The organism is Nostoc sp., from assembly GCF_036917455.1.
Classification (GTDB): domain Bacteria; phylum Cyanobacteriota; class Cyanobacteriia; order Cyanobacteriales; family Nostocaceae; genus Nostoc.
This window is the reverse complement of the sequence record NZ_JBALDK010000064.1, coordinates 1-12008: the sequence shown is the minus strand read 5'-3', so window position 1 is coordinate 12008 and position 12008 is coordinate 1. Positions and strand designations below refer to the sequence as shown.

At 38.3% G+C, this 12008-nt stretch carries 9 protein-coding genes and 1 pseudogene; 8 read left to right on the top strand and 2 right to left on the bottom strand.

Annotated features, from left to right (window positions below; all coding sequences use genetic code 11):
- The first annotated feature begins 694 nt into the window (after positions 1-694).
- From V7K42_RS07495 to V7K42_RS07480, 4 genes are all read left to right on the top strand, one after another.
- Positions 695-1867 carry an RpoD/SigA family RNA polymerase sigma factor gene (locus V7K42_RS07495; protein WP_334914938.1) on the top strand — a complete coding sequence of 391 codons (1173 nt, stop codon included), beginning with the start codon at positions 695-697 and terminating at the stop codon, positions 1865-1867.
- A 259-nt stretch (positions 1868-2126) separates the two neighbouring features.
- On the top strand, positions 2127-2621 hold the full coding sequence (locus V7K42_RS07490) for a GNAT family N-acetyltransferase (RefSeq protein WP_334914936.1): 495 nt from the start codon (positions 2127-2129) through the stop codon (positions 2619-2621).
- A gap of 286 nt (positions 2622-2907) precedes the next feature.
- Positions 2908-3243 carry a cytochrome c6 PetJ gene (petJ, locus tag V7K42_RS07485; RefSeq protein ID WP_334914934.1) on the top strand — a complete coding sequence of 112 codons (336 nt, stop codon included), beginning with the start codon at positions 2908-2910 and terminating at the stop codon, positions 3241-3243.
- Positions 3244-3508: 265 nt separating this feature from the next.
- Entirely contained in the window at positions 3509-4432 is a 924-nt protein-coding gene (locus V7K42_RS07480) for a tetratricopeptide repeat protein (protein ID WP_334914932.1), read from the top strand.
- Between the two features lie 11 nt (positions 4433-4443).
- Here the strand turns inward: V7K42_RS07480 and V7K42_RS07475 are convergent.
- A pseudogene (locus V7K42_RS07475) lies at positions 4444-4859 on the bottom strand (Uma2 family endonuclease); the annotation flags it as partial.
- 230 nt (positions 4860-5089) lie between these two features.
- On the opposite strand from V7K42_RS07475, the gene V7K42_RS07470 reads away from it, so the two are divergent.
- The gene (locus V7K42_RS07470; protein WP_334914930.1) at positions 5090-5998 is read left to right on the top strand and encodes a hypothetical protein; all 909 of its coding nucleotides are present in this window, start codon (positions 5090-5092) and stop codon (positions 5996-5998) included.
- 12 nt (positions 5999-6010) lie between these two features.
- A complete protein-coding gene (locus V7K42_RS07465; protein ID WP_334914928.1) occupies positions 6011-6583 on the top strand; it encodes a hypothetical protein in 573 nt (190 codons plus the stop codon).
- Between the two features lie 85 nt (positions 6584-6668).
- Here the strand turns inward: V7K42_RS07465 and glgX are convergent, their stop codons facing one another.
- A complete protein-coding gene (gene glgX / locus V7K42_RS07460; protein ID WP_334914926.1) occupies positions 6669-8795 on the bottom strand; it encodes a glycogen debranching protein GlgX in 2127 nt (708 codons plus the stop codon).
- A 424-nt stretch (positions 8796-9219) separates the two neighbouring features.
- Between glgX and V7K42_RS07455 the strand changes: the two genes are divergently transcribed.
- On the top strand, positions 9220-11301 hold the full coding sequence (locus tag V7K42_RS07455) for a TonB-dependent receptor plug domain-containing protein (protein WP_334914924.1): 2082 nt from the start codon (positions 9220-9222) through the stop codon (positions 11299-11301).
- Positions 11302-11544: 243 nt separating this feature from the next.
- A complete protein-coding gene (locus V7K42_RS07450; protein WP_094329126.1) occupies positions 11545-11841 on the top strand; it encodes a hypothetical protein in 297 nt (98 codons plus the stop codon).
- The last annotated feature ends 167 nt before the right edge of the window (positions 11842-12008 follow it).

Genomic DNA, 12008 nt, shown 5'->3' with positions numbered 1-12008 from the left:
AATACTGTTATCATTCATAATACTTGATAAGTTTCCTCTTATGTAATCTACTAGACAAATTCGTATCAACTATAAATGCAATAAATATTTGGTACCCACTATACAAATAAAAGCATGTCGGCACTTGCTGCAACAGTTGCTCTATCTACTAAATAGGGAGTAGCCTTTTTCCGCCTATCGATAGATATTCAACCCTTTCTGTATATGAGATGCTTTTATACAAGTAAGATAGTCCCAAATTAGGCTGCCATTATTGTAATTTGTATCATCTGGGTTACTTGAAATTGGTAATTCATAATCACATCATCAAATTTTGAGTTTATCTAGTGACTTCCAATACATAAACATAAAAGTATTTATTTATAAAAATATATGAAAGTTTAAGAAATTTGGATAGTTAGCTGAAAAATTTATGTTTGTTTAAGTTGAGAAAGTTTGAGGGGGTTTGACATATTTGATAATTAGGAAAAAAATGAAGAATATAATCTGTTGGAAGCCTGAGAAGAAAGTTTTGTTAGGTGCTAAGGTTAGTTTCTTTATAGGTTGTATCTAACTGTAACCCGTAGGTTGTAGGTAGATACATATTTTTATTCCTGAATAGAAATTAGCAGAAGCTTCTATTTGCCATATAAACAGGTGCATTCGTCCATTAGGGAAAACTACCAAGCCTCAAAGGAGTAGCTGAAACTAAATTATGTACCAAACAAAACAACAATCCCTGAAGGAAACTATGAATATTGTTGAATTGGGAAAAATGGAAATACTGGAGAATGTTGCTGATATTGAAGAACCATCACTCGATAGTTTAGATGCAGTAGCAGATGAAGAGACTCCAATTGTAGTAGAAAATCTGGAATCAGATGAACGCGACGGAGATGATATGGCCGCGGCCCGTCCTTCGGGATACAATAAAACCGAGCATGATGATGCTGTCGGCGCGTTTTTTAAAGAGATGGCGCGTTATCCGCTTCTAAAAGCTGATGAAGAGGTGGAGTTAGCGCGGCGGGTTAGATTTCTAGAGGAAATTAGGGAATTACAAGCTGCTTTAAACTTAAAACTGGGACACGAACCGAGCAAACTAGAAGTAGCTTCCGAGCTAGAAATGACGGAAAAGCAACTCGAAAGTCGCTTGTATCAAGGTAGGGTAGCGAAACGCAAAATGATTCGCTCTAACTTGAGATTAGTAGTTTCTATTGCCAAGCGATATCTAAATCGGGGAGTGCCTTTTCTGGATTTAATTCAGGAAGGAGCAATGGGTTTAAATCGCGCTACAGAAAAGTTCGATCCAGACAAAGGATACAAGTTTTCTACTTACGCCTATTGGTGGATTAGACAAGCGATTACTAGGGCTATAGCTAACGATGCGCGGACAATTCGGCTACCTATTCATATTGTTGAAAAGCTTAACAAGCTGAAAAAAGCTCAACGAGAACTCAAACAAAAACTCTGTCGTAATCCTACCGAAGGGGAAATGGCAGAATCTTTGGAAATTAGCGTCCAACAACTACGCCAGCTACAACAATTACGCCGTCAAGCACTGTCTCTTAACCACCGCGTTGGTAAAGAAGAAGACACGGAATTGATGGATTTGCTAGAAGATGAAGATAATCTGTCTCCAGAAGCAAAAATGAATGAAAACATGATGCGTCAGGAGATTTGGGAAGTATTGGGTGACGTGTTAACTCCACGAGAGAAAGATGTAATTTCTCTGCGCTATGGTTTGACAACCAGCGAACCCTGTACCTTAGAAGAAGTTGGCAATATGTTCAATCTTTCTCGGGAGCGAGTGCGTCAAATTCAAAGCAAAGCCATGCGGAAATTGCGCCGTCCCCATATAGCCAAACGCTTAAAAGGTTGGTTAGTTTAGTTACATTCATGAAGATAGAGATGCAATACTTAACCTAACTAATTTCACTAACGAATATGGATCAAATAAAGTGCGAAATTTGCTTTTTATTAAATCCACATTCCTAACTAATTTAGAGAGATTGTATCTGTATATTCCTTGAGCTTCACCTATCAACATCTAGAAAAACGGGCATTATCTACCTTTTTTCAGCTTAATGACTCAAAAAATTGCACAGTTGCCTATAAACTATAGACTGTAAACTATGGACTATAGACTAATGGTTTCGTGTAGCAATTTGATTGTGCGTCTTGCTGAACCAACTGATTGCAGCGCACTGTTTAAATTAATTCAAGGGCTTGCTGAGTATGAGAAATTATCTCATGCTGTCACTGGTGATGCTTTGGCACTGAAGGAGCATTTATTTGGTTCACACAAATATATAGAAGCGATATTAGCAGAATCTGACGATCAAGCTGTGGGTTTTGCCCTATTCTTTCATAATTATTCAACATTTTTGACCAAGCCAGGAATTTATCTGGAAGACTTATTTGTTTTACCAGAATATCGCAGGCAAGGTATTGGTAAGGCTCTCATTAGTAAAGTAGCTCAGATAGCTGTAGAACGTAATTGTGGGCGTTTAGAGTGGAGTGTGTTGGATTGGAATGAACCAGCTAAAGAATTCTACCGTAGTATGGGAGCATCTATATTAGATGATTGGCGAATTTGTCGTGTTACAGAAGATGCACTTATTCAGTTAGGAACTGTTAAGTAAAAAACAAAGGATGAAGTATAAAAGATGAATATTTTTAATATTTCATCCTTAAATGCCTATCATTTTTTGGTTAGACAATATTAAATATTTATATAAATTTGTATTCCATTATCAGTGTAAATGAAAAGCAGTTTGTCGCTAGATATGACTCTGTATCTAAAAACCAAAAAATTCAAAAATTTTGAAGTGAAGTTTGACAGCTTGTCGTTTGACTATAGGAGCAGCTCAACTGACAATTATGGAGGATATTGCACTCAATAAGCCGTTATTGCAGAGAGAACACGAAATGAAAAAATTGATTACAGTCATGCTGTTAGGCATAGCAATCTTCACCTTTGCCTTCAGCAGTCCAGCTTTGGCAGGGGATGCTGTTGGTGGAGCTAAAGTATTTAGTGCTAATTGTGCTTCTTGTCACGCTGGAGGTAAGAATCTGGTTCAAGCTGCCAAAAGTCTGAAGAAAGACGCTTTGGAAAAGTATGATATGTACTCAGCAGAGGCAATTATTGCCCAGGTTACAAAAGGCAAAAATGCCATGCCTGCCTTCGGCAAACGTTTGAAAGCTGACCAAATTGAAAATGTAGCCGCTTATGTGCTTTCACAAGCAGATAAGGACTGGAAGTAGACTAACATCTAACTTCAAAAATTAACAATTTGCGGGGCTTTTGTCCCGCGAATTTTAGGGTTGCCGAAATTTTCAAATTAGGATGCTTATATAGCAAGGGACTGGGGACTGGGGACTGGGTGAAAAGTCCTTTTGTGTCTAAGTTTCATCATTTGTTGATGTCCTAACCACCAAGGCTTGTGCTATACCAATTTTGGATTAAGAGTCTTGATAAAAAGACTGTTCCAAGAACATCAAATAATACTATCTATCCTAAGTTGGTACTATGGATAATTTCTGGCGATTATTTATCAGTGTAATTATTGCTTTTTCTCTCACTTTTTTGACTTTATCCGCACATTCAGCACTCGTTTTAATTACCCAAATTACAGCGAGTGATTTCTTGCAGTTGGGTGTAGAGAAGATGCGGCGAAGTAATTACCAGGAAGCAATAGAGAATTTTAATCAGGCAATTGAACTTGAGAAAGATTTGGCTTTTGCTTATAGCGATCGCTGTCTTGCTTATCTCCAATTACAAGATTACCATCAAGCGATCGCAGATTGTACCCAAGCCATAAATTTTGCACCTGATGACTCTGAGGCTTATCTGAACCGGGGAGTAGCACACTACAGACAAGGAGATTATCCTGCTGCCATTGTCGATCATAATCGAGCGATCGCACTTAAACCCTACGATTTTCGAGCTTACTACAACCGAGCATTAGCCCGTGCTGGGGATGGTAAAGACTCGGAGGCAATTCTTGACTTTAATTTAGCCCTAACTCAAATTCCCCAAATCACTAGCTTACTGCTTGCAGATATCTACAATGACCGAGGTTTGGCGCATTTTATCTTGCAAGATACCCAAGCAGCTATGCTCGACTTTAATCTAGCAATTCGTCTCAACGCTAACGATTATCGAGCTTATTTTAACCGGGGTTGCGCTTGCGGACGAAATAAAGATGACTTTGGTGCAGTGCGTGATTTTTCTCAAGTCATCAAACTCAACCCAAGTAATGCCCAGGCTTACATTAATCGGGGAGTAGCTCGGTATCACTTAGGATATCATTTAGATGCAATGTCTGATTTACAAAAAGCATCTGAGTACTTTGACAATCAAGGAAAGAGAGTCGCCTACGAAAAAACTCTCGATTTGCTGAAGAATTTGCGACAAAAAATTTCTTCTGTAACTGAAATCGCTTTTTTATAAGACTGTAAAAGCTATACAGGGTATCCACCAGCTTGAAAAACTTGTTCTGCGGTTAAATTCAATTCGGGCAAAGTAGGTGAGATAATGCGTTGTTTACCGCCGCAGGCATCGCTACCTTGAAACTGGGTGACTTGGTATTCTCCCGCAATTAAAGTGTAGAGAGAGACAGTTGCTTGTTTAGGGTTGCCAATAAATCGCCTACCGCCTAAAGCAGCATAATCTACAATCCAGTATTCTGGAATGCCTACAGCCTCATAATCAGCAGCTTTTTTGAAATAATCATCACGCCAATTGCTACTCACTACCTCAACTACTAAGGGTATTGATTCCGCTTGGCTTACAGTCGATTCTTTTTCCACAGAGGTTCATCTACCAAATTAGGGAGATTTAATATCAATACATCTGGTGAGTAAGTTGATTCACTTTCAAATCTAACTATGTAACGAAATGTAAAATTATCAGAGCCCTTGCTATTGCTTCATTTCGCTTTGCTCCGTACCCTACGGGAACGCCAAAGGCGAACGCAATGACATAGTTCTAAATTTTTCCAGCCATATACTTAGCAGTAGAACCGAGATCGCACTTAAATGAATTTATCTTGGCTAAACTAAATATCTGTACTCAAATATAACAAATACTCACATAGGAGCTTAAATTATGGCAATGAGGAGAGGCGATCGCAGAGATTCTAATTATGATAATGCTGTTAATAATCCTCGCTCAGGGCAAAAAGAACCAGCTTCTTATCACGATCTTAAACTTTCATTGATGACTGTTCGCGCCAATCTTGAGGAGGTACAAAAACTTGTAAAAGAAAATGAAGAAGCTGCATCTCAACGCGATGAATGGCAACAACGTGCAAAAGAAAATGAGGAAGCTGCATTTCAACTAGTTCATGTTCAGCAAAAGATTCAAACTTACCAAATTGAGGCTAATGACCTAAAAGAGCGTGTCACTCAAAATTATCGCTTCTATATTGATGATCAAGAAAATCATCAAAAGACACTCTACCTCTACAACGAAGAAAAAGCGAAAATATCACAGCTAGTTCATGTTCATCACCGAGAGATTCAAACTTGCCAACTCGAAGCTAATGAGTTAAAAGAGCGAGTCACTCAAAATTACCAGTTCTTTGTTGATGAACAGCAAAGTCATCAACAAACGCTTTGTCTCTACAACGAAGAAAAAGCGATAGCGACTGAATTACTTACCAAATATCAGTCAGTAAACTCTGAACGAGAAATGTATTTGACTTTATACAATGAGGCTAAAGCAGAACTCAAGCATGAGCGACGTTCCAAAGCTAGTATTAAGGGATGGGAAACTCGCCGTAAAGCTGAGAATGAACGATTAAAACGGGAAATCGCCCAGATGGTTGTGCTACTACGTGAATCTTTGGAAAGTAAGGATGAAGCAGTAAATAGTCTTTACCTTGTAGCAGAACGTATGGATCGGATTCAATCCCTAGTTGATTCGGTAGAAGAAGAAACAACTAACAATCCTATGGGTTTAGTACAAAAGTTTAAACGCATCTGGCTAGCTATTAAAGATATACTTTCTGAATAAATAAACATACTCATGAGTAAAAAATCACTCCCAACTACGCAAGAACAAGGTAAAGCAAGGTTGGGAGATCAAATTCGTACTATTGCCGATCGCCTTAAACAAGAAACTGATGTACAAATAAAAGCAACTTCTAAGATTTTAGGGGCTGCTGCTCAGATTGCCGAAAATCATGACCGACTTATTAGTGAAGTAGTTGATATGGTTGAGTCAGACCTTAATCTAGAAAACCAAGTAACTCAAAAACATATTTATACTATTGATATTCTAAAGCAACAGTTTAAGACATTACGCGATGCAAAAGCTCACTTTAACTTGAAAGTTAATAGTTGGGAATCACTAGTTAATAAATTAAATACTCTATCTTCCCAAACAAGCATAATACAAAATAAAACTCAATCGAATCATTTCACAGACTCTAAGGTAATAAATAGTGAAGACAATCACAATAATCTTGAAAAGTTGACAATTTTTTTAGAACCTGATGTTGCAGAAATGTTTCCTAATTCTGAAGCAGTAAATGAAGGTCTACGTTTTCTAATTAGAGTTACAAGTAAAAATCGTTTTTTAAACTGCGATCCTATTTAATTTATTGGTTTAGCTGGAAAATGTTGGACTGATAAAACTAGCTGCATCTATAAAGATGCAGCTAAAAATTTAATATCTTGTACTGCTAACCGATCAGGCGTAACACCATCAAAGAGCGATCTGTGACTGGTACACTTTGAGAACCTGAAACTAATTTTCCTCTATCTAAAAAGCGAGGTTCATTAGTGTCAATTACTATCTCCCATACATTGTCTTTAAAGTCATCGGATAAAGCAAACTCAAGTGACTCATAGTGAGCGTTAAAAAATATTAGAAAACTTTCATCAATAATTCGCTCACCACGATCCCCTGGAGTAAGAATTCCCTGCCCATTCAAGAAAATCTCCATTACTTTGGCATAACTAATTAGCCATTGCTTCTCAGTCATTTTACTACCATCAGCATTAAACCAAGCAATATCATTAATCCCTAAACCGTGGATGGGGCGACCTTGAAACCACTTACGTCGGCGAAATACTGGATGCTGATGGCGAAAATTAATTAGTTCGCGTGTGAAGTCAAGTAAATCCGAGTTGGCTTTATGCAAATCCCAATGCCGCCAGGAAATCTCATTATCTTGGCAGTAGACATTATTATTACCTTTTTGACTACAGCCAATTTCATCTCCCTCTAATAGCATTGGTACACCTTGAGATAGCATTAGAGTTGCTAAAAAGTTTCGTCGTTGCCGTTCGCGCAAACGCATCACTTCTGCATCATCAGTTTCGCCTTCAGCACCACAATTCCAGGATCTATTATGGCTTTCACCATCTCTATTATCTTCCCCGTTTGCGTGGTTACGCTTTTCGTTGTAACTGACTAAATCATTTAACGTGAAACCATCATGAGCAGTTATGAAATTAATACTTGCATTTGGGTTACGCCCGTTTGTTTGATACAGGTCAGGGCTACCCGTAAAACAGTAAGCAAATTGTCCTAAACTATCATCTACACCACGCCAAAAATCTCTTACTGTATCCCTATATCTCCCATTCCACTCAGACCAACGCAGTGGAAAGTTCCCCACTTGATAGCCTCCTTCTCCTAAGTCCCAAGGTTCAGCAATTAGCTTCACATCTGCTAGGATTGGGTCTTGATGAATAATGTCAAAGAAAGCTGATAGATTATCTACTTCATATAATTCTCGTGCTAGTGCCGAGGCTAAATCAAATCGGAAGCCATCTACATGCATTTCTATTACCCAATAGCGCAGGCTATCCATAATTAACTTCAGAACTTGAGCATGACGCACATTCAGAGAGTTACCACAGCCTGTAAAATCCATGTAGTAGCGAGGATCGTCTTTTACCAAGCGATAATATACAGAATTATCAATACCTCGCAAAGATAGCGTTGGCCCGAAATGATTTCCTTCGCCTGTGTGGTTGTAGACTACATCTAAAATCACTTCAATTCCGGCAAAATGTAGTGCCTTGACCATTTGCTTGAATTCGGTGACTTGTTGACCCGCAGTCCCACTAGCACTGTAACTAGAATAGGGGGCAAAATAGTTGATGGAATCGTAGCCCCAGTAATTGTTTAATCCTTTATCTTCTAAATGTCCCGGATGGGATAGAAAGTGATGCACTGGCATCAACTCAACTGCTGTAATTCCTAATTGCAGTAAATGTTGAATTGCAGCTGGGTGTGCCAACCCTGCATAAGTACCACGCAACTCTTCTGGAATAACTGGATGTAGCTTTGTAAAACCTTTGACATGAGTTTCATAAATAACAGTTGTATGCCAAGGTGTACCAAGTAGTTTATCATCTTCCCAATCGAAAGATTGATCGACGACAACACACTTAGGCATTATTTTGGCATCATCTAGTTCAGAAAAAACTAAGTCTTTTTCCTCAGCATCTAGAGAATAGGCAAAGGTAGATGGATGGTTACTAAACTTACCATCAATTGCTTTAGCGTAGGGGTCAATTAATAGTTTATTTGCATTAAATCGATGACCTGCTTCTGGTGCCCACATTCCATGCACTCTAAACCCATATTTTTGACCTGGCCCGACTCCTGGTAAGTAACCATGCCAAACAAAATTGTTTTTTTCTGTCAAAGGCACGCGGATCTCTTCGTCATCGTTATCAAATAAACAAAGCTCTACCCCAGTTGCATTTTCTGAAAATAAAGCGAAGTTCGTCCCTTTACCATCCCAAGTTGCACCTAAAGGATATACATTCCCTGGCCATACTGCTACATACATAAGTTAATTTTCAATAATTACTTTTTTGGCAATTAATCAACTTCGATTATTTTGAATAATTAGTTGAATTTTGTAGTTTCTAATAACTCTATTAAATGTACTAATATTTCAACTTAACTTGTTATATCATATTTATTACTCTATCATTAGTAAGAAAAATATCTATTCCTTAAGTAGTAAAAATTTAAGCACACGGCAACAAATAGCTGGAGGGAGCAAGGGGTTAAATATCCCCCCTGTATAGCTCTTTACATGGCTCCTAGCTTATTTAAATGTGGCTGCTTTGGAGTTAAATCCATAGTTAGTGAATTGACTAACAGTCTCATCTGAAGTGGGGAAATATGACGGCATGTCTTTTGACACAATTTTACTATTACAGCAACAATACTAGGTAGTTACTGTTTTAGTTGGTGTGAAAGAGAACGTGAAAAAGGATTTTTTATTGCTAACAGTGACTTTACCAAGTTTGCTGATAGCGTTTCCTGGCTTGGCTGCTGAGAGTGAGATTAAGGAAATAAATACTGATAAATCAACCGAAGTCATTTCAGATATTCCAAGTTTGAGTGAAATTAGTCTACCTGTCATAAATGCCGAATTATTAACTCAACAATCTGTACCGAGTGAAGTTAATTCAGAAACAGAGCAAACTCCAAGCGATGATGCAGATATTTATATAGAAACGATCGCAGAACCAGACAACCTACCTCAATCTACACCAACTTACGTAATTGATAAAGAAGAAATTCAAAAGCAGGGCGCTACAAGTTTAGCTGATATTTTGAAAAGAATGCCTGGTTTTGCCATCAATGATGTCGGTCATGGTGCAGATACTCACACAGGTACATACTATCGGGGAGCCTCAATTAATCAATCTGTATTTTTGATTAATGGCAGACCCATTAACAATAATGTTAACACTTATCATGGTGGAACTGATTTAAATAGTATTCCTGTAGAAGCTATTGAGCGAGTTGAATTATATAGCGGTACAGCTTCTGCTTTGTATGGTTCCTCAGCTTTTGGGGGAGTTGTGAATATTATCACCAAGGAGGGTTATGGTAAACCTAAATTGAGTGCTAGTGCAGAATTTGGCTCATTGAGTTTAAATAATCAACAAGTAACCTACGGTGGTTCATCTAATAATGTCAAATATAACTTTAGCTTTGAAAGATTTTTTACAGATAACCGTTATCGCGTTCCTGTAGGTGCAGCAAATCGTGATAGTCAGGGATTTTTATCAAATGCAGATACAGCTACAAGTACCTACTTTGGTAGCATTGGACTAGATTTAGATAAAAAAAATTCTTTGAGTCTAGATGTTACTAAACTCAGCAGTCGTCGCGGCTTAATTTATTTTGGCTTCCCTCTCCAAAGAGATAGATTAGACCACGATGGTTTAAATGTTGGCTTATCCTGGAAAACTCGACTAGGCAATGGCGAAAGCTCTAATCTGACAACCTCAATTGGTTATAACCAAGATTATTTCAGTACTTATGGCCCTACAGGAGCATTTTACCGTACAGGAACTTTAGATACCCAACAACTTACAGCCAGAGTAGATCATGAGTGGAAAGTTACTTCCAATAATAAATTGCGCTGGGGATTAGATTTGAAAAACACCGATTTAATCGGTGATGTTTTGAGTACAAATCCTAGTAGTATTGCCAAAAACGAAACTGAAGATAGGAGTTTGTTCAATACAGCTTTATTTGCTGTCAATACTTGGAATATTAGCGATGATTTTCTGATAGATTTAGGGTTAAGGCAAAGCTTTGACAGCCAGTTTGGCAATTATCTCAACCCTAGTTTTGGGTTACGTTATGCCGTTACACCAATAGTAGCAGTGCGTGCAAGTTGGGCAGGGGCACAACGCAATCCTGGGTTAGATCAGTTGTATGTTTATGATACAGTTCATGGTTGGGAACCAAATCCTGATTTAAGACCAGAAACTGGCTCGACTTGGAGTGCGGGAGTAGATGTCAATTTTTCAGAGAATCTGATTGGACAGTTTACTTACTTTGGTAGTAGTATAGGCGATCGCTTGGGAGTCATCGCCGGAAGATGGGAAAACATTGGACTGGTAGATACCAATGGTTTAGAAGCAGCGTTGCAATTAAGAATTGCGGGTAGCTGGTCAACTTTCGTCAACTATACTTATACAGATGCTCAAATAAAAACCGGAGCAGAGAGAGGTTTACAGTTAGGTTTGATTCCCTACTCTGTGCTTCAAAGTGGTATAGGTTATGATAATGCGGGATGGCAGGCTAACTTGTATGTTACCTACAATAGTGGCGCTCGTAGATCCATCTTTGCTAACCCTGGTGACAAGGCTACAGATTTTGCACCGTCTTTCGTGAATTTAGATTTGAGCGGACGTGTACCTTTAACTAGCAATTTAGGATTGACAGTTTACTTAGAAAATCTCCTCGGCGAGCAATATGAGCGAGTTAATCGCATTTACAGCCCTGGATTTACTTTTCGTTTGGGTTTAAGTGCCAATTTTTAGGTGTTAAATGTAGAGATTTTGCAATAACAAAATCTCTACATTATTGGGATAAATAGTACCCATACGCCTTATTTCGGGCAAAGTCTTTGACCCTTGTAATCCAACTCACCTTATCACAATATTGCTATAAAAACATAATCAGATTGCCTAACGCACGGTTATACAATATGGTGCGTTAGGCTAAACCCGTAACCCACTACTTAAAATTTACTTTTAATCTAAAATCTAAAATCCGAAATTTCGATGAGAGCCAAAATTGAAAATCAAATACTTTTTATCCATCACGAAGATTTACCAGAGTTTAAGAAGGGTGGTTCGGTGGTGAGAAACTCTTATTTCTGGGCGTTACGTTCAATTGCTGGTAAAGCTTCGCGTTATCGTGATTGGGAATACGAACCGGAAGTTTGGCTAGCACTTTCACGAATGCTTTTGTCTTTTGCTGAATCTGGGTATTTAGGTCTTAGAGAAACCTTGCTGGAGTTTCCTTTCTCTCAAGGGGAAATTCCTAGTTTGCTCCGAGATGTGTCTACTTTTGAGTAAGTCAAATGAGCTTTTGTTTACGGAAAACATCAAAATGAGTAAGTCAAATCAGCTTTTGCTTGCGGAAAACACCAAAATGAGTAAGTCAAATCAGCTTTTGCTTGCGGAAAACACCAAAATGAGTAAGTCAAATCAGCTTTTGCTTGCGGAAAACACCAAAATGAGTA

Bases quoted from the DNA above. Each gene is read 5' to 3' on its own strand.
- V7K42_RS07470 (WP_334914930.1), top strand. From the start codon at position 5,090: ATGGCAATGAGGAGAGGCGATCGCAGAGATTCTAATTATGATAATGCT.
- V7K42_RS07465 (WP_334914928.1), top strand. From the start codon at position 6,011: ATGAGTAAAAAATCACTCCCAACTACGCAAGAACAAGGTAAAGCAAGG.
- V7K42_RS07490 (WP_334914936.1), top strand. From the start codon at position 2,127: ATGGTTTCGTGTAGCAATTTGATTGTGCGTCTTGCTGAACCAACTGAT.
- V7K42_RS07450 (WP_094329126.1), top strand. From the start codon at position 11,545: ATGAGAGCCAAAATTGAAAATCAAATACTTTTTATCCATCACGAAGAT.
- glgX (WP_334914926.1), bottom strand. From the start codon at position 8,795: ATGTATGTAGCAGTATGGCCAGGGAATGTATATCCTTTAGGTGCAACT.
- V7K42_RS07495 (WP_334914938.1), top strand. From the start codon at position 695: ATGTACCAAACAAAACAACAATCCCTGAAGGAAACTATGAATATTGTT.
- petJ (WP_334914934.1), top strand. From the start codon at position 2,908: ATGAAAAAATTGATTACAGTCATGCTGTTAGGCATAGCAATCTTCACC.
- V7K42_RS07480 (WP_334914932.1), top strand. From the start codon at position 3,509: ATGGATAATTTCTGGCGATTATTTATCAGTGTAATTATTGCTTTTTCT.